Genomic DNA, 25,184 nt, shown 5'->3' with positions numbered 1-25,184 from the left:
AGGCAGTGGCTAAAGGGTCTGTGATGCAGGCCGCAGGGCGTTACGCCAGTTGCTGACGCATCGCCAGTTCAACCCCGCGAATCTCGGCCAGGCCTTTGAGGCGACCGATCAGCGAATAACCGGGGTTGCTCTTGCGGTGCTGGTCATCGAGCAACTGGTGGCCGTGGTCCGGGCGTAGTGGCAAGCGCGGGCCGCCTTCACGTTCACGGCGCAGGTCCTCAGCAACCAGCGCACCAATCACCCCGACCATGTCCACATCGCCACCCAGGTGATGAGCTTCGTGGAAGCTGCGCGGATCCGCTTCGCGGCGGGTCGAGCGCAGGTGGGTGAAGTAAATGAAGGGCGCAAACTGTTTGGCCATCGCCACCAGATCATTGTCTTCACGCACGCCATAGGAGCCGGTGCAGAAGGTCAGACCGTTGGCCGGGCTTGGCGCAGCATCCAGCAGCCATTGCGCGTCTGCCGCGGTGGACAGGATACGCGGCAGGCCCAGCAGCGCCCGCGGTGGATCGTCCGGGTGAATGGCCATGCGCACTCCCGCCTCTTCCGCGACCGGGATCACTTCACGCAAGAAATGCCCCAGATGCTCGCGCAATTTCGCTTCGTCAATATCGGCGTAGGTGCGCAGTAAGGCGCGGAAATCTTCCAGGGTGTAATGCTCTTCGGCACCCGGAAGGCCTGCAATCAGGGTGTTGACCAGCTTCTCGCTCTGCTCGGGGGTGAGTGCGTCGAAATAGGCCTGGGCTTGCTGGATATCTTCAGTGCTGTACTCGGCCTGTGCTCCCGGGCGCTGGAGGATAAACAGGTCGAAAGCGGCAAAGGCGGTCTGGTCGAAACGCAGCGCCCAGCCGCCATCTTCCATCTCCCAGGCCAGGTCGGTACGGGTCCAGTCCAGCACGGGCATAAAGTTGTAGCAGACAATATCGATGCCGCAGCTCGCCAGATTGCGCACGCTCTGCTGGTAGTTGGCGATGTACTCGTCACGACGGCCACAACCGCGCTTGATGTCCTCATGCACCGGAATGCTTTCCACCACCGACCAGGTCAGGCCGGCGTCTTCAATCATTTGCTTGCGTGCGGCAATCGCTGCCACTGGCCATACCTGACCATTGGGGATGTCGTGCAATGCAGTGACAATACCGGTCGCTCCGGTCTGGCGCACATCTGCCAGCGAAATCGGGTCCTGGGGGCCAAACCAGCGCCAAGTCTGTTCCATGTCTATCTCCCTTCTTGTTAGTTGTGTGCTGCAAAGTTTTTTAAGTGGCCAGCCATGCCGGTGTGTTCAATGGCGCTGTACGCGCGGTGAACCGCATCACGAAAGGCTGGACGCGCCGACAGTTCGGCCGCAAATACCTGCTGCAGATCAAGAAACCCGTCGACTCGCTGAGCACCTTCCAGGCTGCCCGCCAAGTCGGCGAAAACGGCGTTTAACGGGTCATCAACGACATGCGGCAAAGGCTGCGTGCAGTAGTGGATCCAGGCCGCAATCCCCAATGCGATGCAGTCAATGTCACGCCCGGCATCAAGCAGCTGCTGCGCGCCTTGCAACCACCGCTGCGGCAGTTTTTGCGAGCCATCCATGGCGATCTGGCGCAGGCGATGTTGCAGGCTGTCGTTGGCAAACCTCGCGCAAAGATCACGGGCGTAACCTGCGGTATCAATACCCACGGGCATGGACAGGGTCGGCGCTGCTTCCTCGCCCATGTAACACTGGATAAACCGCAGCAGATCAGGATCGCTGATCGCATCGAACACCGTCTCGTACCCCGCAAGCAAGCCGATATAGGCCAGCAACGAGTGACTGCCGTTGAGCATGCGCAGCTTCATGGTTTCGAACGGCCGCACATCAGCGACCATCTGCACGCCCTCCACTTCCCAGTCGGGGCGGCCCTGAGGGAAGTGGTCCTCGATCACCCACTGGCTGAAGCTTTCGCACACCACTGCCGCGGGGTCCTGGCAACCGAGCTGCTGCAGACCGCTGAACGCCTGCGCGTCCATGGCCGGAACGATGCGGTCGACCATGCAACCGGGAAACGCCACCTGCTGCTCGATCCACTGTGCCAGCTCGCTGCCTGGCTCCTCCAGCCCCATAACGGCCTGACGGGTACGCTGACCGTTATCCGGCATGTTGTCGCAACACAGCACAGTAAAAGCCGGGATGCCTGCCGCATGTCGGCGGCGCAAGGCCTCCAGCACAATTCCCGGTGCCGTACGCGGTGTCTGCGGGTGGGCAAGGTCATGGACAATCGCCGGATCCTGCAGGCGCAACTGCCCCGTAGCCGGGTTCAGGCAGTAGCCTTTTTCGGTGACAGTGAGGGTGACAATCCGCGTGCGCGGGTCGGCCATACGCTGCAACAGTTGCTGCAGCTCCTCACCGCCATCACCGACATACAGGGCTTCGCGCATTACCCTGATATCGCGCAATGTCACCTGTTCGCGGTCACGGTATTCAGCCACCGTATAGCGGCATTGCTGTTCGCGCAGTTGCTCCACCAGCGTGCGATTGGAGCGCAAGTTGGCACTGCACACCCCCCACGGGCTTGCACCGTGGCGATTGAGATGGCGCTGCAAATAGACCGCTTGGTGGGCGCGATGAAACGCCCCCAGGCCCAGGTGCACAATCCCGATATCAGCCGCTGTGGCCACCGAAGGTACTCGTTCAACGACAGGCATCGACCTTCTCCTCACGCCGAAGCAGGCAAGACGCTGCCTGCTGGCGGCAGGGCTTCATCGATGACCGGAAGCGGTTTGACATAGCGCGCCACACACACTGCACCGATGATGGTCAGCAACCCCGCCAGCAGGAAGGCGCTGGTGAACGAGCCGGTGAACTGCACCAGAAAACCGGTCAGGGTCGGGCCGATGATGCCCGAGGTATTGGCCAGGAAGTGCATGAAGCCGCTGACACCACCGACGCGGGCGGCAGGCACCGTGTCCTGGATGATTGCCCAGTAAATGGCACCGGTGAGGTACAGGAAGAACACCGCCAGCGCCACCAGAGCGACCGCCGGATACAGGGTTTTGACGATCCCGGCAAAGCCGATGCACACGGCACACGCCAACAGACAGGTCACCAGCACTACCTTGCGCGAAAACATCATGCGCCCGGTTTTCTTGAACACGAAGTCGGAGATAAAGCCGCCCAACGCCAGGCCAAGGAAGCCCAGTACCCAAGGAATAACCGTGGCGATACTCATCTCCTTGACGTTAAGGCCGTGAGCCATGGTCAGGTAGCTGGGGAACCAGGTGAGGAAGAAAAACAGCGTGTAGTTGTACGAGAAGAACGCCAGCGAAGTGAACAGTACTGTCGGTTGCTTGAGGTAGTAGCGCAATGGATGAACCGGCTGGGCCGCCAACTCGCTCTGGCCTTCGCCCTGAGCGATCTCTTCAGCGATTTTGCCGGTTGGCTTGTCCTTGACGAACTTGTACCAGACCGCGGCCCATACCAGACCAATCAGCATGATGATGATAAACGACACTTTCCAGCCGTAGCTGATGGCGATAAAGCCCACTACCGGCCCGGAAATCGCACCACCCAAAGGGGTACCGGACATGGACGAGCCTAGTGCCCGCGCCCGCTGCTTGGGGGTGTACCAGTTGTTGACCATCTTGCTGGTGGTCACGCTGAGCGGGCCTTCACCCATGCCGAACAGGATGCGGATAAACACCAGCGACATAAAGCCCACGGTCAGCACCGTAAGGCCACTGAACAGCGACCACAGCACCATGGCCAGCAGCAGCGTGGTTTTTGCGCCGTAGCGGTCGGCCGCCCAGCCGCCGATAAAGTTGAATGCCGCATAACCGACAAAGAAACTACTGAAGATCATGCCCATCTCACCCGTGGTCAGACCGTAGTCTTTCTGGATGAAGGGGGCGGCGACGGACAATGCCGAGCGATCCAGGTAGTTAATGACGCCTGCCAGGAACAGCATGATGATGACTAAGGTACGACCTTGACCAAACATTGGAACCTCCCGCTTGTTGTTTTATTCGGTGAGGGTGCTCGCTGGGAGCACGTGAAACTGTGTGCGGTACGCAAAACTCGTAGCAGTTGCCGAAGACTGCGTCCGGCAGCGAAGCTGTCGTAAGGTCAGGTTCTTCGGTGTGCCAGGCAAACCTGAAACGCCGGGTTTACGATGGCTGCGCGATCGGACTTAGCCTGCGGCAACTGCTACAAGATCTCCTTGGGGTTGAGTTGCACCAGCACCTTGCGCGTCTGCTCGGGATGGTTCTCGATCAAGGCAATCGCCTGCGGCATTTCATCGAAATGGATGCGGTGGCTGATCATTTCCTGAACCTGCAATTTGCCGCTGGCGATCAACTCGATCACCCGGGCGAACTTGCGGTTGTTCAGCCGCGAACCCACCAGGGTCAATTCTTTCTTGATCATTTCCAACTGCACCAGATCGGTTGGCGTGGTGCTGAACCCCAGCAGCCCGATACGCCCCGCCGCTGAGGCAATGCGCACCATTTGCGGCATCAATGCGGGAATGCAAGCGGCGTCGACAATCAGCGGCACACCTTCGCCAGCGGTCAATTCGCGCATCGTCGCTTCGACGTCCACGTCCTTGCCGTTCAGGGTGCGGCTGGCCCCAAAGGCACGGGCGGTTTCAAGGCGTTCGTCAATCACATCGGTCACGGTGATGTCGGTCAGGCCCAGTGCCCGCGCCATTTGCACCAGGGTCAGGCCGATCACACCAGCGCCGTAAATCAGCAGGCTGTCACCCGGCTGCGGCTGCATACGGTCAAGCACGTTAAGGGCGATGGAGTACGGCTCCACTAAAGCCGCATGGCTGAGTGACATGCCGTCCGGCAAGCGATGAACATTGCTCGCCGGCACGCAGACCTGCTCACTGAAACCGCCGTCACGGTGTACGCCGATCACTTGCAGCTTGGTACAGACGTTGGGGCGATTGATCCGGCAGGGGTAGCAGGTGCCGCAGCTGATCACCGGGTCGATGCACACGCGATCACCGACCTTGATCTGGGCCACATCCGCACCCACGTCGCTGACCACTCCGGAGAACTCATGGCCGGTTACCCGCGGGAAGCGCACAAAAGCGTTCTGGCCGTGGATGATATGCAGGTCAGAGCCGCAGATACCGGCATAGGCCACATCGACCTTGACCTCATTGCGCGCCAGTTGCGGGGCGTCGACCTGGGCCAGGCCGAACTCAAAGGGAGCTCTTACTTGAAACGCTTTCATCGGGTAACTCCTGCCAGGGCATGACGCCCCGTTTTTTATAGTTATTAAACAGTCGAGCAATAAGCTTTTAAGCGGTATTACCAGTGCCAGAGCGTGCCGTCTTCCAGACGATTGACCGGCAGGCTGGCGCGTTTGTAGGGGTATCTGGCAGCCAGTTCTTCGTTGATGTCGACGCCATGGCCCGGTGTTTCACCTGGCGTGAAATGACCGTCCTCAAAGCGATAGGCATGGGGGAAGACTTCATCGGTCAGCGGGTCGTGAGGCATGTGCTCCTGGATGCCGAAATTGGGCACCCAGGTATCGAAATGCAGCGCCGCGCCCATGGTCACCGGCGACAGGTCGGTGGCGCCATGAAAGCCGGTACGCACCTGATACAGCGCGGCAAAATCAGCGATCCGCCGTACATGAGTGATGCCACCCGCGTGCACCAGGGTGGCGCGGATATAGTCGATCAACTGCTCCTGAATCAGCTCGCGGCAGTCGTGGATCGAGTTGAACACCTCGCCCACCGCCAGCGGTGTGGTGGTGTGCTGGCGGATCAAACGGAAGGCTTCCTGGTTCTCGGCCGGCGTACAGTCTTCGAGCCAGAACAGATTGAACGGCTCCACCGCCTTGCCCAAGCGCCCCGCTTCAATCGGCGTGAGGCGATGGTGGACGTCATGCAGGATGTGCAGGTCGTCACCAAAGCGCTCGCGCACGGCGGCAAACAGCTTGGGCACATGGTTGAGGTATTTGGCGGTGTCCCACACATGCTCTGCTGGCAGGTCGCTGTCGGCTGGTTCATAGCGTTCGCCGCTGCGCTTGGCTACGCCATAGGTGGTGGCAATGCCGGGTATACCGCATTGCACACGCACCGCCTTGTAGCCCAGTTCAACATGACGGGCGACTTCGTCCAGGCAACCTTCGATGTCCTTGCCGGTGGCATGCCCGTACACCATGACCCGCTCGCGGCTCTTGCCGCCAAGCAACTGGTACAGGGGCATATTGGCGGCCTTGGCCTTGATATCCCACAGCGCCACGTCGACAGCGGCAATCGCGGTCATGGTGACCGGGCCACGGCGCCAGTAGGCACCGCGATACAGGTATTGCCAGATATCTTCGATGCGTTGGGCATCCCGCCCGATCAGCGCAGGCAGCACGTGTTCTTCGAGGTAGGCAACGACTGCCATTTCGCGGCCATTGAGGGTGGCATCGCCGATGCCGTAGACCCCGGAATCGGTGACAATTTTCAGGGTGATCAGGTTGCGACCCGGGCAGGTAACAATCACGCGCGCTTCAACAATCTTCATGGGTTCAGGCCTCGGCGACAGAAGAAAAGACAGGCATGTGCAGGTTCGGCATGGCGCCTGCCGGGATCAGTGCGCCGGGGTGCTGCACCACCTCCGCCGCCAGTTGGTGCCCCCAGCGCGCGGCCAGTTGTGGCGTACCGCCTTGCAAGCGGCAGGCAAGGTAAGCCGCACTGAATGAGTCGCCTGCCGCCGTGGTATCAACGATTCGCTGCACCTTCTCGGCGGGCACCTCGTAACGGCCGGCGGCGCACTGGATCAAGCACGAATCCGGACCACGCTTGAGTGCCACTTCGCCCACCCCAAACTGGGCATAAGCGCGAAACAAGGCCTCGTGATCGGCATAACCGAACAACGCGGCGTCATCTTCCCAGGTGATCAGGGCCAGATCGGTCAGGCGCAGCATGTCGCTGTATGCCTGGCGCGCTGAAGGCGCATCGGACCATAAATGGGGGCGGTAATTGTTGTCGAAGACGATGCGCGTGCCGCTCTCGCGGGCCAGACGCAGGGCCAGCATCAGGCGTTCGCGGCCGCCGGGGGTAAGGATCGCCAGGCTGATGCCGCTCAGGTAGACATAGTCGTAATCGGCCAGAGCACGCAGAACGGCATCCGCCTCAGGCCCGTCGAAAACCCGCCGGGCGGCGGCTTCGCCACGCCAGTAGGCAAAACGGCGTTCACCCTGGTCATCGGTCTGAATGAAGTACAGGCCCGGCAGCGCATCCTTGATCACCCGCACATGCTGATCGCCGACACCTTCATCGCGCCACAACTGACGCATGGCCGTGCTGAAAGCGTCCGCGCCAATGGCGGTTACATAGTCGGCAACAATTCCGTTACCGGCGCCCAGGCGGGACAAGTACACCGCCGCATTGAGCGTATCGCCACCGAAGGTCTGGCTGAACACGGCACCCGGCTGGCCGCGCATCTCAATCATGCACTCGCCCACCAGTGCCACCCGCAGGGGCTGGGTCAAATTGGCCTGTGGGCAATGCCCGAGGGTTACCGTCATCTCTGCGCGCCTTGTTTTTATGGGTCGCTTTGCGTCGACACAGGCACCGGAGGGTGACAGTGCGTCGAGCTGATTATTATTTTTGGAACGGCGTTTCATTTTTTCGCTTGAGGCCGAGTTTAATCAAAATCCGAACACCGTCAAGAAAAATGAAACAGCGTTTCGATTCTCTACGGTATATCCTTGTTTTTTTAAATTGCGTTGGAGCCTTCATGGACAACAGCACCACCCAGAACAACGATCTCGTCTCTGCCGTCGGCCGGACCATGGCTGTGCTTGAAGCCCTGGCCGAACACCCGGAAGAGAGTGGCGTTTCCGAAATTGCACAGAAGCTGGACATGTCAAAGAGCACGGTCTATCGCTTTTTGCAGTCACTCAAGGCGCGTGGTTATGTGGTTCAGGATGCGGAAGACCGCTACCGCCTGAGCGTGCGGCTGTTCGAGCTGGGGGCCCAGGCCCTGCCCCATCTGGATATCGTGCGTGAAGCCGAACCTGGCATGCGCCGCATCAACGAACTGACTGGCGAGACCGTGCACCTGGGCATCCTCGACGAAGGCAGCATCGTCTACGTGCACAAGATCGACTCCAAATACAACTTGCGCATGTACTCGCGCATCGGGCGCCGGGCGCCGTTGTACTGCACCGGCATCGGCAAGGTACTGCTGGCCTGGCTGGAAGAAGACGAACTGCTTGCGCTCCTGCGTGAAGAAAGCTTCGAGCGACGCACCGCCAACACCCTCACCAGCATCGACGCCTACCTGCAGGAACTGGCGCTGGTTCGCGAGCAGGGTTATGGCGAAGACCATGAAGAATTCGAAGACAACATGCGTTGTCTAGCAGCCCCCATCCGCGACCGTTTCGGCCATGTGATTGGCGGCATGAGCGTGTCGTTCCCGTGCTTTCGCTTTCGCGAAGAACTGAAACAGGACTATGTGAAACAGCTGATGGTGGCTTCGCAGCAGGTTTCAAGTCAGTTGGGCTGGCATCCGTAAGGGTGAAGCAAGGGGCTGCAGCGCTGCGCAGGAAAGTGCAGCACTTGCCTCTAACGCGAATAAAACACAACTGCAACAAGCTCCTTGAATGCGATAAACTGCCCGCCGTTTAAAAGTCGGCAAGGACTCTACCCGGCCTGCCTCTCGCACAAGGATCGTCATGTTAAAACCCTCATTCCCCCTCGTCCTTGCCGCCCTGCTGGTGGCCGGCTGCCAATCCAGCACCCGCACCCCGGACAAACCGTCCAGGCTCACCCCAGCCCAGGAAAAGGAGCAGGCCCTGCAACGCGGGGTTTATGAAAAGCTGATCAGCAAGGTGCTTGCCCGAGAGGCTGATCTGGCTAACGCCCAGGGCCGCAATGGCAGCTTCAACCTGGTAATGACCGTTGACGACAAGAACCGCATCATCGGTTGCGACACTCAACCCAACACGAAACTGGATAACCGGATCTACCCCTACAACCGCACACTGGCGACCGATCTGGTGTCAATCTGCTGGACCGCGGTGTTCCCCGAGTTGCCTTCATCACTGATCAGTACCAGGACCAGGACGGCTAAAGTCGTCGCTCCGGTCGCGGTTTATCCCCTCACCGGGCTCAGTGCCGAAGACCGCGAACAACGTGCGGCAGCGTTGCTGGACAAGGCGCAAAATAACTTTCTGTTCAAGCACTTGCTTGCCCCGCTGCCCATCGACAGCATCGGTGTCGCCACGCTCATGATGATGAGCGACAGCACAGGCAAGGTGCTTGAATGTGCGGCCAGTCTGGATCCCCATGCCCTGCGTCCCGCTGAGTTCAAGCAGGACGATACCTTGCTTGCCAGCCTGGTCCAGCGCTGCAAGCAAATGAACCTGAGCACCATGCCGGGCTTTGAAGCGAACGCCAGAGGGATAGGCAGCGCATTCCATAGAATCGAGTACTCGCCCTGGAAAGCCGGACTCAAGCCCCCTGCGACGTCAGATTCCGAGTGATGCCATCGCGAGCAAGCCCGCTCCCAAAAGGGGCCGTGTGAAGCGCTGTGTTCTCACAGGCTTCTCACACTCACAAACCCGGAGTTCAGCCCGAACACCTCAACCCCCTGGGCAGTGGATTGGCCAATCGTGACCTCCCGCCGCACCACTGGCGCGCCCAGGTTTTCACGGTGCTCCACGAACATGGCATCACCGGCCTGTTCCACGGCTGCGTGGGGGATGATGAAACTGTTCTCGTTGCGGTATGTCACGATGGTCATGTGGACACTCATGCCCAACCGGACGTTCTTGAAGTCCCCGTTCTCGGGGGCATTCACGGTGATGGTGATCGGGAATGTCGCCGCACTCTCGACACTTTCATCCGGTGTGGCGATCTGACTGATAGCACTCACCTGACCGCTTAGCTGAAGCCCCGAAAAGCCTCCTGCGGACAAAGCGACCTTCTGCTTCAGGGAGAACGTGTTCACGTCTGCCTCCGAAACCTGAGCGACAACCTTGAGCCCACCCATATCAGCCAGTTTCATCAGTTGCTGGCCCTTGGCAACAAGCACGCCCTTATGCAGCGCGCTCACTTCCCCTCCTGCCGGCTGCGGCCCCCCCATTGACAACACAACCCCCGAAAACGGAGCCGCAAGCGTCTTGTGCTCCAGCAAGGCACTGAGCTGTTGGTGAACGATTGATGCATTCTGATATTCCATCTCGGCAATGGTGCGGGCCTCTCTCTTGCCCGAAGCCAGCACATACTTGAGCTGCGCCCGTGTAGACGCCAGTTCCAGGGATTGCAACTGGCGTTGCTGCTTCAAGGCATCGAGTTCGTTACGCGCAACAATACCTTTTTGATACAACGCTTCGACCTGAGATAACTCAAGGTCAAGAGTCTGCATGGACAGTTCTGCCAGCCTGAGCATCTGCCGTGCTTGCATCGCTTCCTGGCCCGTTGCCCAGGTGCGATAGGTTTCAACTACCTGCTGCGCTTTCAACTTGCTGGCCAAGGCGTCCCTGACCTTGATTTCAAGAAGGGCCGTATCGAGCGCGAGCAAAGCCTGGCCCTTTTCTACCGGCATGCCCGGGCTCAAGTCATTGGCGGACACAACCCCCTCAAAAGGCGCACTGACAATGACGGTCTCAAGCGGCTCGATTTTGCCGACCAGGCCGATTTCATGTTCCAGTTTCTGGCTGCGCACAGCCACCCAGTCAACCGCTTCGTCCGGCGTACGGGGCAGGCCTGTCAGCAACACCAAGGCCAGCACCAGCCCTCCTGCGGCCAGACATTTACTGCGAGCGGTCATGGCCTTGACGGGATCAAAAACGCTCAAGTGAAATCTCCCAGTTTTCCAGCATGACACCCAGCAGCAGATCAAGCTGGGCTCGGGCGTCCAGATATGAAATCTGCGCACTCAAATCGGCATCTTCAGCCGCACGCAGGTCGGCTTCAAAACTGATGATTTGAAAGTTGCTGGATCGGCCGGCGTTCAGCTTGTCGTGCTCGATGGCCAGCTTGCGCCTGGACAGATCCATGACCCGCTGCGAAATTCCAAGCTGACGCCACAGGGTGTTCAGGCCGCGAACCGCATCGGTGATCTGGCGCTGCAAATCAATGCGCGCCTCTTCCTGGAGCAACTGCTGTTGCTCCAGCATGCTCCGGGCGTTGACCTGGCCTTGTCGGATGCTCATGTCGCCAATGGGGATCTCCAGTTTCAGACCGGTGTAACTGTCCCACGCCCGACTGGAGCCATTGATGCTGTGCTGGTCCCGCTGCTGATTGACCCCCGCCACCCACGATACATCCCACCGAGCGCGGTCTTGCGCGACCAACAGGTTGATGGCCGCCTGCTCGCTTTGTAGCAATGTTGCCAGGTATTGCGGCTGCTTGGCCTGCGCCATCTGCAACGCTGTCCCCTGGTCAATCTCAAGCGGGGTCACGTGCAGAGTGTCACTGGCCAGCACGGGGGTCGCCAGGTCGAGGGCCAGCAACTTGAGCAGTTGCAATCGACTGGCCTGCAGCTGATTTTTCGCCTCTTCTACGGCCAATTCCTGGGTCGCGATATCCGCCTCGATCTGAATCACGTCAAATTGCGCCACTCGCCCTGCAACGATCAGCAACTGGTTGACCTCAAGTAATGCTACGGCCCGTTTGAGTGCCTCCGTGGCAAGGGTCACCTGGTTTTGGGATTTCATCAGCGTGCGATAGGCCGCGATGATCTCGTAAATGGTTTGCGACACACTCGCCTGCACATTCAGCTGGTTGACTTGCTCGGTCAATTTGGCCAGGCGCAGGGGCGCCGTCGTGACCTCTTTGCCTGCCCCCCTTAGCAACGGCTGGGTCAATGTCAGCCCCAGGCCCTCACGGCTCAGATCACCTGAGTTCTTCGTGGCATTGAGTTGCTGGTTCCAGCTCAGATCCAGACTGGTCCCGTACTCCCCCTGCACACTCACCGAAGGCGTAAGGTCCGAAGCGCGGCTACGATCGCTGCTGCCCCTCGCAAACGTATAAGTCCCCGTGAGCTTGAGTTTGGGGTTGAACATGTTGTCCACCACCCGCAACTCAAACTTTTCCCGCACGCGCTGGAGCTTGAGGCTGCGGATGCTGTAGTTGCGCCGCAGCCCCAGCGCGACGGCTTCGGCCAAGGACAGATCGATTGAATGCTGGCTCTTCAAGACTGCGCCTTGCGCCTCACTGTGCGGGACGCCTGCCTGTGCAAGCGTCAGCGATGACGGAATGGAAATCGCACATGCAGCACCTAGCATCACCGCTGTTTTAATATTCACGCAGGGCCTCCACCGGGGTCAGGCGAGAAGCCGTGATGGCAGGTTTCAAACCAAAGAACACGCCCACCAGAACAGTACTGGTGATCCCCAAAGGGATAGCGTTCACGGCCAGGGTAAACGCCCAATCCGAGAATCGGGCATAGAGGTAAGCCAGCGCCATGCCCAGGCCTGCACCCAGCACAGCCCCAAAAAAACTGAGCGTCACGGCTTCGATCAGAAACAGATTGCGGATGTCCTGGCGGCGGGCGCCAATGGCCAGGCGCAGCCCGATCTCCGTACGGCGTTCAGAAACATTCATGTACATGACATTCATCACCGCCACACCGCCACCGACCAGGGTGATAACGCCCAAGGCCAGCAAGAGGCTATGGAAAGTACGGGTTTGCCGGTTCATGCCCTCGATCATTTGCAGCGGAGTCACCACCTCAACGGTGCGGGACTTGAAGGCACGGGCCAATACTTCGCGCAACCTCGACGCTACGCGTTCACTCGTGTTGTAGAGGGGGAAGCGAACAACCAGGTCATCGATCCTCGCGTTACCCGACACACGAGCCATGCCCTGCAGGGGCACAAATACCGACAGGTTGGCGTAGACCGGGCTGATCAGTGATTCGGTTCGCGGTTGCAGCACCCCGATCACCTTGAACAGATAGTGGTTGATCTTGAGCCAGTCACCGGTCTGGATCATGGCCCCACTGCGGCTCAGTGATGCCGCGACTTCATGGCCGAGTACCACCACATTCTCGTCCTGATCAAAGGGGTGCAAAAAGCGTCCGTGCGCCAACGACAGCTTCATCACGTCAAGCAGAACAGGTTCGGTGCCGACAAGGCGGATATCGCTGCTCTGACGATTGAATCCGGCCTGGGCAACAGACATGGCGGTGGGGGCGATCAGCAGCCCCTCAAATCCCAGCCCCTTGATGGTTTCAGCCTCAATGGACAAAGGTGAGGCTTGCCCCCCCTGTTTGACTTGCAATCTGACCGCCATTGTATCGACGCCCATGTCATGGAAGACCTTGGCCACATCCTCCCGGGCGTTATGCCCAATATTGATGACCGCGATAATCGAAGCACTGCCTATGACGATGCCCAGCAACGCCAGCGTCGAGCGCTTGCCCAGAGTACGAAAGCTGTCAATTGCGTCCCCGGCCGCGTTAACCAGTGAGGGGGCGATCAAGGAGATCAAAGGTCGCACTGGCCAACCTCTTCAACCCGGCCGCTGTGTACCCTGACTTGTCGGCGCATGAGGCGCGCAACCAAGGGGTCATGGGTGACGATCAATAACGTGACGCCCTGTTCTTTCTGGATCGACAACAGCAGTTCAAGAATTTCGCTGGCCGTCTGGCCATCCAGGCTGCCGGTTGGCTCATCGGCCAAGATCAAGGTGGGTTGCCCTACCAGGGCCCGGGCAATCGCCACGCGCTGCTTTTGCCCTCCGGACAAATCTGCAGGCTTGTAGCAAGCACGATGCGCCATCCCGACGCGTTGCAACATCACCATCGCCTGCTCCAAAGAGCGTGCGCGGTCGAACCAGCGATATCGAAGCGCCAAGGCTACATTTTCGATCACGTTCAAACGGGGGATCAGATTGAAGTTCTGAAAGATAAAACCAATGTTCATCTTCCGAAGGCTTGCCAGTTCGTCACTCTGTGCTTGTGTGACCGGGCGTCCCATAAACAGGTATTCACCCTCATCGGCAAAATCCAGCAGGCCGATAATATTCAACAACGTACTTTTACCGGACCCGGATGCCCCGACGACGGCACAGGCATCTCCAACATCGACACTGAAATCAATGCCACTTATAACGCGACTTGGTTGCCCATCATGAACATAACTTTTACCGATGCCTTTTAAAGAGATGCAAGGGTTGAGTATCACCCCCATAAATAGCCCTCACCGATAACTTTCATCTGTTCATCCACACAGGCAACCGTAAAACACACCCGGTCTGCGCACAGAACTAAAAGCACACAGGCATTACACTGCAATGCCTGTGTGCAGGTGTAAGTCCAGATACTTAAGGATTCAAAACCTTGTACACATTACAGCTAGGGTCCGCACCGGATTTGTCGAATACAAACTCGAACCCGACTTCTATGTTGTCCCGACCATTAAAGTATTTGGCCAAAATCTTGGACAACTGATGCCACTGACCGTCCTGCTTCAAGTCATCGTTGGATTTGATTTGATTTTCCCAACCCAGCATGGGCACCTTGCTATGCCCCATTTTCAAATTGGCTTTATTACCGCCACTCTGACCATTGAGCTTTGTGATCTTGTAGTCCATTGCATAAATACTTTCAGGCCCACCAGCGCCCATGTAGTAATGACCTCTCACTTCGCCCAGAAACTTGCCTGAGGAAGGCTTGCAGGACAATTGAAAGGGGATCTCTTTTAACGGAGCTGCAACTGCAGAAAAACTCATCACAGACAATGCAATCAAGCCAATCCGCACTGGAAGTTTAAACATGACGCTCACCCTCATAAGTAAATATCTAAATTTGGCTTATCAGTAAATCTAAGCGCCGCAATTAATACATGCCGCTGACATTACAAAACACAGGATAAATTACTTGGCGAAGTAGGATTATTCCTAATTAGCGCATAACACAGCAAACTACTTGCTACCGACTATTATTAAACACCTCACTCAGAAACTGCATAGCCACCACAACGAATTTCACGCAGATCATTTGCACGCATAAAAAAACCCCCGCGCTCCTCTCGAAGGCGGGGGTTTTTCAGTCTGGCTATCTTAGTGCGCGTAAGTCAGCAGCAACTCGGCGGGCGCTTTGAAATCCAGGGACATCATGACGCTCAGTGCGGTAATGGTGAAGATCGAGAACACGAACAGCTTGCGTGCCCAGACCTTGTCGTCGACGGCCTTGTAGCCCGTCCACGCCATGTACAGCCAGTACATGCCCATCGCAGCAGCCACGGCCATGTAGCTCATGCCGGCGTATCCGCCGAGGGTGAGCATCAGGGTCGCGATCAGGAACGCGAGGATGTAGAGCAGGATGTGCTTCTTGGCAACTTTGATCCCGCGCTTCACTGGCAACACCGGAATCGATGCAGCCAGGTAATCGTTGAAGCGGAAGATCGCAATGGCGTAGGAATGCGGCATCTGCCACAGGCTGAACATCACCAGCAGGGTCAGTGCGGCCATGTCGAAGCTGTTGCTCACTGCGACGTAGCCGATAACCGGTGGCATCGCACCCGACAGACTGCCAATCAGCGTGCCGTGAACCGACTTGCGCTTGAAGTACAGGCTGTACAAACCGACGTAGATCACAAAGCCGATCGCTGCGAACAGAGCCGCCAGCGGGTTGGCTACGCGATACAGCAGGGCAAGGCCGGCGACCCCCAGCAAGGTGGCGTACACCAGTGCCACCTTGAGGGAGATCAGACCCTGGACCAGTACGCGGTTCTTGGTGCGGTCCATCTTGATGTCAATGTCGCGGTCGATGCAGTTGTTGAACACACAACCGGACGCTACCACCAGGGAGGTGCCGATTACCGCGGCCAGGAAGAGGGCAAGATCGAAATGCCCCTTCGAGGCCAGGAAAAACCCGCCTGCCACAGAAAGCACGTTACCGAAAATGATCCCCGGTTTGGTGATTTGGATAAAGTGCTTAAAGGACATCGGGTCTTACCTCACTTCGCCATCATTTCAGTGTGGATGCTGAACATGATCCACAGGGACAAGCCCACCAGCAGCACAATAACCAGGGCCGCGAATACCAGCGCCGTGACGTTGTTGCGTTGAGCAGGCGAACGGTCCAGGTGCAGGAAGTACACCAGGTGAACAACTACTTGCACCACGGCGAACAACAGTACGATCGCCAGCGTGGTGAATTTTGGCAGCGATGGATACATCACCAGCCCAAACGGAATAACGGTCAGGATCACCGACAGGATGAAGCCGATTGCATAGGACTTCACGCTGCCATGATTGGCGCCGTCGGAATGTGCGTTAGCCATTACAAAGTCCCCATCAGGTAAACAACGGTGAATACGCAGATCCAGACCACGTCCAGGAAGTGCCAGAACAGGCTCAGGCAGCTCAGACGGGTCTTGTTGGTCGAAGTCAGGCCATTTTTCTGCACCTGATACATCATGATCGCCATCCAGATCAGACCGCTGGTCACGTGCAGACCGTGGGTACCTACCAGGGTGAAGAACCCGGACAGGAAGCCCGAACGGCTAGGGCCGTAGCCTTCGGAGATCAACAGGTGGAACTCGTTGATTTCCATGGCGATGAAGCCTGCACCGAGCAGGAAGGTCATGCCCAGCCAGAACAGCACTTGCTGCTTTTTGCCCTTGAACAACGCCAGCATGGCGAAGCCGTAGGTGATCGAGCTGAACAGCAACAGGGCGGTTTCACCCAGTACGTATGGCAGCTCGAAGATGTCGTGGCCCGACGGGCCACCCGCTACGTTGTTAACCAGAACTGCATATACCGCGAAGATCGACGCGAACAAAATGCAGTCGGTCATCAGGTAGAGCCAGAAACCAAATATGGTTGTCTCGCCCGCGTCGTGGTGTTCCTCGTGCTCATGGTCGTGACCATGAGCGTGTCCAGCAGTGGTCGCTAAGTTCGACATGGTTTAAGCCTGTTCCAACTTGGTTTCAACACGGGAAGCCGGGATTGCTTTTGCGGCTACCAGACGCTTGTGCTGCTCAGCCTCGATACGCTCGATGGTCTCAACCGGCACCATGTAGCCTTGGTCATCACGGGCAGCGTGGGCAACGAAGACCACGACAGTGCCGACCAGACCCACGATAGCCAACCACCAGATGTGCCAGATCATTGCGAAACCGAACACGGTCAGCAAAGCACCCATGTACACACCGGTTGCGGTGTTGTTAGGCATGTGGATCGGCGAGTACTTGGCCGGGGCCTTGTACGCAGTACCGTTTTCCTTGGCTTCGGTGAACGCGTCGATGGTGTCGACTCGTGGCACTACAGCGAAGTTGTAGAACGGAGGTGGCGACGAAGTCGACCATTCCAGGGTGTGGCCATTCCACGGATCGCCGTGCTCGCAGGCGTTCTCTGGCAGCTTGCGGTCACGCACGCTGACGTACAGCTGGATCAGCTGGCAGGCAATACCGATAGCAATCAGTGCTGCGCCGAACAGGGCAACGTACAGGTAAGGCACCCACTCAGGGTTGGTGCTGGCGTTCAGACGACGGGTCATGCCCATGAAGCCCAGCGCGTAGAGCGGCATGAAGGCTACGAAGAAGCCGACGCACCAGAACCAGAACGCTGCCTTGCCCCACTTCTCGTTCAGTTTGAAGCCGAACGCTTTAGGGAAGTAGAAGCTGAAGCCTGCGATGTAACCGAATACCGCGCCGCCGATGATCACGTTATGGAAGTGAGCAATTACGAACAGGCTGTTGTGCAGTACGAAGTCAGCACCCGGGATGGCCAGCAGTACGCCGGTCATGCCGCCGATAGCGAAGGTCACCATAAAGCCCAGGGTCCACAGAACCTGGCTGGTGAAGCGCAGACGGCCCTGGTAGATGGTGAACAGCCAGTTGAATAGCTTGACCCCTGTCGGGATCGAAATCAGCATCGTCGCCAGACCGAAGAAGGCGTTGACGCTTGCACCCGAACCCATGGTGAAGAAGTGGTGCAGCCAAACCATGAAGCCCAGTACCGAGATCGCGCCGGAGGCGTAGACCATCGAGTGGTGACCGAACAGACGCTTGCCGGTGAACGTGGAGATAACTTCGGAGAAGATACCGAACGCCGGCAGAATGAGGATGTATACCTCAGGGTGACCCCACGCCCAGAACAGGTTGACGTACATCATTGGATTGCCACCAAGTTCATTGGTGAAAATGTGGAAATCCATGTAGCGGTCAAGTGTCAGCAGCGCCAGGGTAGCGGTCAGGATCGGGAACGAAGCCACGATCAGAACGTTTGCCCAGGTGCAGGTCCAGGTGAAGATCGGCATGTCCATCAGCTTCATGCCAGGAGCACGCATTTTCAGTACGGTCGCCAGGAAGTTAACCCCGGTTAACGTCGTACCTAGCCCCGATAGCTGGAGTGCCCAGATGTAGTAGTCCATCCCCACGCCAGGGCTGTACTGCAAGCCCGACAGCGGCGGATAAGCAACCCAGCCGGTCTTGGCGAATTCGCCGACGCCCAGGGACAGGTTGATCAGTACAACGCCGGACACCAGCAGCCAGAAGCTCAGGGAGTTCAGGAACGGGTAGGCCACGTCACGGGCGCCGATCTGCAGCGGCACTGCAAGGTTCATCAGGCCGGTGAAGAATGGCATCGCCATGAAGATGATCATGATCACACCGTGAGCGGTGAAGATCTGGTCATAGTGTTCAGGTGGCAGGTAGCCAGGTGAACCCTCGGTGGCCATGGCCAGCTGGGTACGCATCATGACGGCATCGGCAAAGCCGCGCAGCAGCATGATCATGGCAACGATGATGTACATCACGCCGATTTTCTTGTGGTCGACTGACGTTAGCCATTCGGTCCACAGGTAAGTCCACTTCTTGAAGTAGGTGATTCCCGCAAACAGCGCCAGACCACCGAGCGCGATCATGGCAATGGTGACCATGACAATCGGCTCGTGGAACGGGACCGCTTCCCAACTTAATTTACCAAACATCGTTTACTCCTCTGCCCCGGCAGCTGAATGCGAACTTGTGTCCACGCCATCGATCACGGCTACTTCTTTCTTCTCGTGCTTGACCGGCTTGCCTGGCGTCATACCTTCGTACTTGTCGACGATTTTCTGAAACAGGTTCGGTGTGTACGAGGAGAACAGCTCAACCGGGTTGTTCTGGCTTGGTTTGCTCAAGGCTTCGTATTCAGCTTGGTCAAGCTGTTTAGGTGATGCTTTGACTTCACTGACCCAGGCATCAAAGTCAGCCTGAGTAGTCGCGATCGCTTTGAATTTCATGCCGGTGAAACCAGCGCCGCTGTAGTTGGCAGAGATGCCTTCCATTTCAGCGTTGCGGTTGGCAATCAGATGCAACTTGGTCGTCATACCGGCCATGGCGTAGATCTGACCGCCCAGGCCCGGAATGAAGAACGAGTTCATGACCGTGTCAGAGGTGATACGGAAATTGACCGGGGTATTGGCCGGGAACACGATCTTGTTGACGGTGGCGATACCCTGTTCCGGGTAGATGAACATCCACTTCCAGTCCATTGCCACCACTTCGATGGTAATCGGCTTGACGTCAGATTCGAGCGGACGATACGGGTCCAGCGCGTGGGTCGATTTGTAGGTGATCACGCCCAGGGCGATGATGATCAAAATCGGCACGGTCCAGATCACAACTTCGATCTTGGTGGAGTGCGACCACTTCGGTGTGTAGGTAGCGCTGGTGTTCGACGCACGGTATTTCCATGCGAAAACCAGGGTCATAATGATGACCGGCACTACGACCAGAAGCATCAGCAATGTTGCAGTGATGATCAGATTACGTTCTTCGACCCCGACCTGCCCCACCGGATCCAGTAGTGTCCATTTGCAACCTCCCAGCAGCAACATGCCGAAAAGTGGCAAAAAGCCAAGGAGTCTGGGGTACCTTTTTTTAGTCATCTCACGACCTCTAAAACAGCTTGCACAATGCAGTTGGTTTTTTTCGCCAACACTTCGCCCTGCCAAGGGTTGGCTCTTTTCCGGAATTGAATAAAAGCCTGCTCTATCACCATCAGGCGAACGGGCAAATTCCGGGTTAGCAGTGATTTCTTATTCGATACGTGGTCAATGGCCTTGTCGACCAATTCCATTTGGTGCGGAACTTAGAAGGGTTGCCAGTACCTGGGAGTCGCATGGGACGCCTGTATTGAACAACCCAGTCGGCCTTCAACTTCCCGCTTTGGCTCAGGGATGAGCAGGCTGGACGTTCAGTGCGGGCGATTGTAGTTAGGTAGCTCTCTATAAACCATGTCTCATCCGGAAATAATTCATCTCGGCACCGGTAACAATCCCTACCTATTATTACGCCCCGCGCTTTGACACCCCCCTTACTCGCGGCTGTAGCACGCCATTACCCCTCGATTTCAACGCCCCTTTTTAGCGCACGACAACCACCCCCCTACCCCTCCTGAACGCCCAAATAAAAAGGGCTACAGCCGATTTGCGTTGAGTCTCGCCACGTACTTTTCAACCCCGTCATCAGCGTCAAAACGCCTCAGAGCCGTTACACGAAGTCATACGTTTAAAAGACCGTCTGTCAGACGAAGACACGCCCTGCGACAAACTCTCCGTGACAATATGTCGCAGTGCTGCGCACCCATTTTCGCCCCCCGGATAACACCCTCTTTACATTTGTGCGCGGACAAAAAAACGCCCCGCACATCCAGAGGAAGAACGAGGCGCCTCATGCCAAATTTAACGCTTTGCTTAGCTGGCTTTTTGACGGTTGCGGTAAATGCCCAGAGGCACCAACACGGCAGTCATCACAAAGGCCACAAGTGCCCACTGCGCCAGCGACAGGCCGAGCACTGGGGGGTAAGGGGTTGAGCAAAAGCCGTCCACCTGAAACCCCAGCGGGAAGATCGCCGCCAGCGGCAAGCCATCGACAATCGGCTGCAGCGCGTCAAGACCGCAGCTGACTGCCGGGTTGGCCAGGATGTAGACGTGACGTCCGGCAGCGGCGATTCCACCAATGGCGCTCAACACCACCAGCACTTCCAGCACCGTAAGGCTGCGCCGGGTAGGCATCGCGGCGCCGATAAAGGCAAAGATCGCGATCAGCAGCAGGGCATAGCGCTGCAGGATACACAGCGGGCAAGGCGCCTCGCCGAGCACGATCTGCATATAGAGGGCGCCGCCGATCAGCGCCAGGCAAATCAGCCCGAGCAGAACCAGGAAGCGCTTCTCCCGGCCCAGTTGCAACATGTCATTCGTCATCCCGCGTCCCTTAGCCTGATTGTGTGTAAGCCGCGCAGTTTACACCCAGACCTGATGCCTGGATGTATCTGAACGTTACCGGAAAGGTCGCGCAAGGGGATTAATGGGGGATTAAGGTTACTTCAGCTCTGCCGCCGGGCCGAAGAACTCGTAGCGGCTTTGCTTCTCAGGCACACCCAGTGCTTTGAGGTGACGCTTGACCGCCCCCATGAAGCCTTTGGGCCCCAGGAAATATGCATCCAGGTCGCGCTCTTGCGGTAACCATTGCGCCAGCACTTCCTCAGTCAAAAGCCCTACATGATTTGCAGAATCGCCCTGCTCGTCGTAGCAGTAAAAACGCTTCAATTGAGGGTGCTGATCGGCCAGTTCATCTACCCAGGTGCGGAAGGCGTGCACATCGGCATTGCGGGCACAGTGGATAAAGTGAATCGGACGCTGAGTCGCCAACGCAGCCTCAAGCATCGTCAGGGTCGGCGTAATACCCACGCCACCGCTGATCAGCACCAGCGGTTTTTCGCTGTCGGTCAGGGTGAAGTCGCCCGCAGGCGGGAACAGTTCCAGGGTGTCGCCTACGTTCATCCGGTCATGCAGGAAGCTGGAGACGACCCCGCCGCTCTCGCGCTTGACGCTGATGCGGTAGCGACCGACCTGGGCCAGCGCAGAAAGTGAGTAATTGCGGCGCACTTCCTGACCATCAATCATCAGCTTGAGGCCGATGTACTGACCCGGAGCAAATTCAAGGATTGGCTGCTGATCGACCGGACGGAAGTAAAACGAGGTGATCTCAGCGCTTTCCTGGATCTTGGCCGCCAGCTTGAACGCTCGCCCGCCGCGCCAGCCGCCGGGGGCAGCCGCTTTTTCGTCGTAGATGGCGGCTTCCGCACCGATCAGGATATCGGCCAACTGGTTATAGGCCGCGCCCCAGGCACTCAATACTTGAGGGGTCGCGATATCGCTGCCCAGAACTTCCTCAATCGCCCGCAGCAAGCAACTGCCGACAATCGGGTAATGCTCAGGAAGGATTTGCAGCGCAACATGCTTGTTGATGATCTTGGCCACCAGATCGCCCAACTGGTCGAGCTGGTCGATGTGCCGTGCATACATCAATACGCCGTTGGCCAATGCACGGGGCTGGTCGCCACTGGCCTGGTTGGCCTGGTTGAACAGCGAGCGCACCTGCGGGTACTCCGACAGCATCATGCGATAGAAATGAGTGATCAGCCCCTCACCGCCGCTTTCCAGCAATGGCACGGTGGATTTAACGATGGCACGATCCTGAGCAGTAAGCATAAGGTAACTCCTGGGCACGTAGGCTTTAGCAATTACCCTTTACCTATCAGCTTTCGTGCCAACATTTAAACCGTTTAAAATCAATGAGTTAGAACACATATAGTCATTTTGACTCAATCTGATTTATAGTCATAACGACTATACGAGGTCAAAATGACTGCAAAACTGCTACTCACCACCTTGCTACCGCTTGTGGCCGACTTGTCCCGCGATCTGCCCGAAAGCGAACGCTATAGACGCCTGCTGCAAGCCTTGCGCGCCCTGCTCCCCTGCGATGCGGCGGCACTGCTGCGCCTGGACGGTGAATGGCTGGTGCCGCTGGCGGTCGACGGCTTGAGCCTGGACACCCTGGGGCGGCGCTTTAAAGTGAGCGAGCACCCGCGCTTTGAAGCACTGCTCGCCAGCCCTGGCCCGACACGCTTCCCCAGTAATTGCGAACTGCCAGATCCCTATGACGGGCTGGTAGACGGGTTGGCGGAGCACCTGGAGGTTCACGACTGCATGGGCTGCCCGCTGTTCGTGGACGAGCGTCCCTGGGGACTGCTGACGCTTGATGCCCTGGACCCAAAACGCTTTGAGCCGATCGAGCTGGACGACCTGCAGGCCTTTGCCAGTCTGGCCGCAGCCACGGTCAACGTAGCTCAACGCATCGAGCGCCTGGCATTGCGGGTGGAAGATGAACAACAGAAAGCCGAACTCTATCGACAGGCCAACGGTTCACCCAATAAAGAACTGATCGGCCAGAGCAAGATTCACAAACGCCTGCTTGAAGAAATCGCGCTGGTGGGCGGCAGTGACCTGACGGTGCTGATCACCGGCGAAACCGGTGTCGGCAAGGAGCTGGTGGCACAGGCCATTCACGCCGCCTCGCCACGGGCGGATAAACCGCTGATCAGCCTGAACTGCGCCGCCCTGCCCGACACCCTGGTTGAAAGCGAACTGTTCGGTCATGTGCGCGGCGCCTTCACCGGGGCAACCAATGACCGGCGCGGAAAATTCGAACTGGCCAACGGTGGCACCCTGTTTCTGGATGAAGTGGGCGAGCTGTCACTGACCGTGCAGGCCAAGTTGCTGCGGGTGCTGCAAAGCGGGCAGTTGCAGCGCCTGGGCTCGGATCAGGAGCACCAGGTCGACGTGAGGCTGATCGCGGCAACCAACCGCGACCTGGCCGAAGAAGTGCGCAGCGGGCGCCTGCGGGCGGACTTTTATCACCGCCTGAGTGTTTACCCGATCAGGGTGCCGGCATTGCGTGAGCGCGGGCGGGATGTGCTGTTGTTGAGCGGTTTTTTCCTGGAACAAAACCGTTCGCGCATGGGCCTTGGCAGCCTGCGCCTGAGCCCGGACGCGCAAGCTGCACTGGTGCAGTATTCCTGGCCTGGCAATGTGCGCGAGCTGGAGCACTTGATTGGCCGCAGCGCCCTTAAAGCCCTGGGCAGTTGCAGCACGCGACCACGCATTCTGACCCTGACCGCCGCCGACCTGGACTTGCCAACCACCCCGCCAAGCGCTGCGGTGATTGAGCCTCAGGGCGCACTGCAGACCATTGGCGACTTGCGCCTGGCGACAGAGAACTACCAGCGCCAGCTGATCAGCGCCTGCCTTGAACGCCATCAACACAACTGGGCCAGTGCTGCGCGGGAATTGGGCCTGGACCGGGCGAATCTGGGGCGCATGGCCAAACGACTGGGCCTCAAGTAAGCCGCTGAACCTGTAGTCGCTGACGAGGCACGAGGCTGCGATGGGCTGCGCAGCGGCCCTAAGCGGTGGTCCTGCGGCCCACATCGCAGCCTCGTACCTCGTCAGCGGCTACAGGAAACTGCGTTAAGGTCGATAACCCTGTATCGCTCCCACCACAGAAGGTTTTTATGTCATCGAACAATGCCCGCGCAGACTCACTTTCCCTTCTGCTCTTCACTCTGCGCAGCGGCAAGTTGTTGGCGATCAACCTGCTCAAGGTCAGTGAAATCATTCCCTGCCCGCCGCTGACCAAAATGCCCGAGTCGCACCCCAACGTGAAAGGCATTGCGGTGTTGCGTGGCACGGCGTTGTCGGTGATTGATCTAAGCCGGGCCATCGGCGAGCAACCGCTGCTCGACCCGGATGGCGGCTGCCTGATCGTGACCGATGTCAGCCGCTCCAAGCAGGGCCTGCATGTTCAAGCCGTGAGCAAAATCGTGCATTGCCTGAGCACGGACATTCGCCCGCCGCCCTATGGCTCCGGCAAACGCTCGTACATCACCGGTGTCACCCAGGTCGACGGCGTGCTGGTGCAGGTGCTGGATATCGAAAAGGTGATCCACGGCATCGCTCCGGCAAAAGTCGAAGACGCCGACCAGGACCTCAGCAAGGAAGACTCCAGACTGCTGGCCAACGCCCGGATCCTGGTCGTCGATGACAGTCAGGTGGCCTTGCAACAATCGGTCATTACCCTGCGCAATCTTGGCCTGCATTGCCACACGGCGCGCAGCGCCAAGGAAGCCATCGAACGCCTGCTGGAACTGCAAGGCACACCGGACCAGATCAATGTGCTGGTGTCCGATATCGAGATGTCGGAAATGGACGGTTATGCCTTTACCCGCACCGTGCGCGACACCCCGGACTTTGCACACCTTTATGTGCTGCTGCACACCTCGCTCAACAGCTCGATGAACAGCGAAAAAGCCCGTCTGGCCGGGGCCAATGCGGTGCTGACCAAGTTCTCGTCACCCGAGTTGACACAGTGCCTGATCCTGGCGGCGCGCACCGTTGCCGAGCAAGGTTACTGAGGG

The 25,184-nt window shown here is 58.1% G+C and carries 23 protein-coding genes; 4 read left to right on the top strand and 19 right to left on the bottom strand.

What is annotated here, in order from left to right; genetic code table 11:
* Positions 1 to 40: 40 nt before the first annotated feature.
* The 6 genes from uxuA to VSQ83_RS03845 all read right to left on the bottom strand — a co-directional run bounded on the left by uxuA (position 41) and on the right by VSQ83_RS03845 (position 7,501).
* Positions 41 to 1,216: a mannonate dehydratase gene (gene uxuA, locus VSQ83_RS03870; protein ID WP_133079525.1), complete on the bottom strand. Its 1,176-nt coding sequence runs from the start codon at positions 1,214 to 1,216 to the stop codon at positions 41 to 43.
* A 17-nt stretch (positions 1,217 to 1,233) separates the two neighbouring features.
* Positions 1,234 to 2,673, bottom strand: coding sequence for a mannitol dehydrogenase family protein (locus VSQ83_RS03865; protein ID WP_326425351.1), 1,440 nt, complete (start codon positions 2,671 to 2,673; stop codon positions 1,234 to 1,236).
* 11 nt (positions 2,674 to 2,684) lie between these two features.
* Complete coding sequence (locus VSQ83_RS03860; RefSeq protein WP_095035982.1) at positions 2,685 to 3,965, bottom strand: MFS transporter; 1,281 nt, start codon at positions 3,963 to 3,965, stop codon at positions 2,685 to 2,687.
* Between the two features lie 206 nt (positions 3,966 to 4,171).
* Positions 4,172 to 5,206 (bottom strand): Zn-dependent oxidoreductase, encoded by a 1,035-nt coding sequence (locus VSQ83_RS03855; protein WP_133079523.1) that lies wholly within the window; start codon positions 5,204 to 5,206, stop codon positions 4,172 to 4,174.
* 77 nt (positions 5,207 to 5,283) lie between these two features.
* The gene (manD, locus tag VSQ83_RS03850; protein ID WP_133079522.1) at positions 5,284 to 6,495 is read right to left on the bottom strand and encodes a D-mannonate dehydratase ManD; all 1,212 of its coding nucleotides are present in this window, start codon (positions 6,493 to 6,495) and stop codon (positions 5,284 to 5,286) included.
* A 4-nt stretch (positions 6,496 to 6,499) separates the two neighbouring features.
* Entirely contained in the window at positions 6,500 to 7,501 is a 1,002-nt protein-coding gene (locus VSQ83_RS03845; RefSeq protein ID WP_133079521.1) for a sugar kinase, read from the bottom strand.
* Positions 7,502 to 7,713: 212 nt separating this feature from the next.
* Here VSQ83_RS03845 and kdgR point away from each other — a divergent pair, with 212 nt between their 5' ends.
* Both kdgR and VSQ83_RS03835 read left to right on the top strand, forming a co-directional pair.
* A complete protein-coding gene (gene kdgR, locus VSQ83_RS03840; RefSeq protein ID WP_133079520.1) occupies positions 7,714 to 8,493 on the top strand; it encodes a DNA-binding transcriptional regulator KdgR in 780 nt (259 codons plus the stop codon).
* Positions 8,494 to 8,653: 160 nt separating this feature from the next.
* On the top strand, positions 8,654 to 9,463 hold the full coding sequence (locus VSQ83_RS03835) for a hypothetical protein (RefSeq protein WP_326425347.1): 810 nt from the start codon (positions 8,654 to 8,656) through the stop codon (positions 9,461 to 9,463).
* Positions 9,464 to 9,516: 53 nt separating this feature from the next.
* Here VSQ83_RS03835 and VSQ83_RS03830 read toward each other — a convergent pair whose 3' ends face one another.
* The 13 genes from VSQ83_RS03830 to hmpA all read right to left on the bottom strand — a co-directional run bounded on the left by VSQ83_RS03830 (position 9,517) and on the right by hmpA (position 22,416).
* Positions 9,517 to 10,779 carry an efflux RND transporter periplasmic adaptor subunit gene (locus VSQ83_RS03830; protein ID WP_326425345.1) on the bottom strand — a complete coding sequence of 421 codons (1,263 nt, stop codon included), beginning with the start codon at positions 10,777 to 10,779 and terminating at the stop codon, positions 9,517 to 9,519.
* The gene (locus VSQ83_RS03825; RefSeq protein WP_442800246.1) at positions 10,766 to 12,211 is read right to left on the bottom strand and encodes a TolC family protein; all 1,446 of its coding nucleotides are present in this window, start codon (positions 12,209 to 12,211) and stop codon (positions 10,766 to 10,768) included. The genes VSQ83_RS03830 and VSQ83_RS03825 overlap by 14 nt, the downstream gene beginning before the upstream one ends.
* Before the next feature lie 10 nt (positions 12,212 to 12,221).
* Entirely contained in the window at positions 12,222 to 13,427 is a 1,206-nt protein-coding gene (locus VSQ83_RS03820) for an ABC transporter permease (RefSeq protein WP_326425341.1), read from the bottom strand.
* Complete coding sequence (locus VSQ83_RS03815; protein WP_219260897.1) at positions 13,415 to 14,119, bottom strand: ABC transporter ATP-binding protein; 705 nt, start codon at positions 14,117 to 14,119, stop codon at positions 13,415 to 13,417. Before VSQ83_RS03815 ends, VSQ83_RS03820 begins: the two co-directional genes overlap by 13 nt.
* Before the next feature lie 133 nt (positions 14,120 to 14,252).
* The gene (locus tag VSQ83_RS03810; RefSeq protein ID WP_326425338.1) at positions 14,253 to 14,705 is read right to left on the bottom strand and encodes a hypothetical protein; all 453 of its coding nucleotides are present in this window, start codon (positions 14,703 to 14,705) and stop codon (positions 14,253 to 14,255) included.
* A 285-nt stretch (positions 14,706 to 14,990) separates the two neighbouring features.
* Complete coding sequence (gene cyoE, locus VSQ83_RS03805; protein WP_133078939.1) at positions 14,991 to 15,878, bottom strand: heme o synthase; 888 nt, start codon at positions 15,876 to 15,878, stop codon at positions 14,991 to 14,993.
* A gap of 11 nt (positions 15,879 to 15,889) precedes the next feature.
* Positions 15,890 to 16,216, bottom strand: a complete 327-nt coding sequence (gene cyoD / locus VSQ83_RS03800; RefSeq protein WP_016779556.1) for a cytochrome o ubiquinol oxidase subunit IV — start codon at positions 16,214 to 16,216, stop codon at positions 15,890 to 15,892.
* On the bottom strand, positions 16,216 to 16,839 hold the full coding sequence (locus VSQ83_RS03795; RefSeq protein WP_037031938.1) for a cytochrome o ubiquinol oxidase subunit III: 624 nt from the start codon (positions 16,837 to 16,839) through the stop codon (positions 16,216 to 16,218). The genes cyoD and VSQ83_RS03795 overlap by 1 nt, the downstream gene beginning before the upstream one ends.
* Positions 16,840 to 16,842: 3 nt before the next feature.
* A complete protein-coding gene (gene cyoB / locus VSQ83_RS03790) occupies positions 16,843 to 18,867 on the bottom strand; it encodes a cytochrome o ubiquinol oxidase subunit I (protein ID WP_133078938.1) in 2,025 nt (674 codons plus the stop codon).
* 3 nt (positions 18,868 to 18,870) lie between these two features.
* Positions 18,871 to 19,809 carry a ubiquinol oxidase subunit II gene (gene cyoA / locus VSQ83_RS03785; protein WP_133078937.1) on the bottom strand — a complete coding sequence of 313 codons (939 nt, stop codon included), beginning with the start codon at positions 19,807 to 19,809 and terminating at the stop codon, positions 18,871 to 18,873.
* The gene (locus VSQ83_RS03780; protein WP_019823758.1) at positions 19,806 to 20,000 is read right to left on the bottom strand and encodes a hypothetical protein; all 195 of its coding nucleotides are present in this window, start codon (positions 19,998 to 20,000) and stop codon (positions 19,806 to 19,808) included. Before VSQ83_RS03780 ends, cyoA begins: the two co-directional genes overlap by 4 nt.
* Before the next feature lie 616 nt (positions 20,001 to 20,616).
* Positions 20,617 to 21,126 carry a disulfide bond formation protein B gene (locus VSQ83_RS03775; protein ID WP_046808694.1) on the bottom strand — a complete coding sequence of 170 codons (510 nt, stop codon included), beginning with the start codon at positions 21,124 to 21,126 and terminating at the stop codon, positions 20,617 to 20,619.
* A gap of 117 nt (positions 21,127 to 21,243) precedes the next feature.
* Positions 21,244 to 22,416, bottom strand: coding sequence for an NO-inducible flavohemoprotein (gene hmpA, locus VSQ83_RS03770; RefSeq protein WP_133078936.1), 1,173 nt, complete (start codon positions 22,414 to 22,416; stop codon positions 21,244 to 21,246).
* A 153-nt stretch (positions 22,417 to 22,569) separates the two neighbouring features.
* Between hmpA and norR the strand changes: the two genes are divergently transcribed.
* Both norR and VSQ83_RS03760 read left to right on the top strand, forming a co-directional pair.
* Positions 22,570 to 24,114 carry a nitric oxide reductase transcriptional regulator NorR gene (gene norR / locus VSQ83_RS03765; RefSeq protein ID WP_219260902.1) on the top strand — a complete coding sequence of 515 codons (1,545 nt, stop codon included), beginning with the start codon at positions 22,570 to 22,572 and terminating at the stop codon, positions 24,112 to 24,114.
* A 167-nt stretch (positions 24,115 to 24,281) separates the two neighbouring features.
* The gene (locus VSQ83_RS03760) at positions 24,282 to 25,181 is read left to right on the top strand and encodes a chemotaxis protein (RefSeq protein ID WP_326425334.1); all 900 of its coding nucleotides are present in this window, start codon (positions 24,282 to 24,284) and stop codon (positions 25,179 to 25,181) included.
* Positions 25,182 to 25,184: the final 3 nt, after the last annotated feature.

The sequence above is a fragment of the Pseudomonas sp. DSV-1 genome (assembly GCF_035830915.1).
GTDB lineage: Bacteria > Pseudomonadota > Gammaproteobacteria > Pseudomonadales > Pseudomonadaceae > Aquipseudomonas.
The sequence above is the reverse complement of the archived record's forward strand: the minus strand, read 5'-3'. Positions and strand labels throughout refer to the sequence as shown.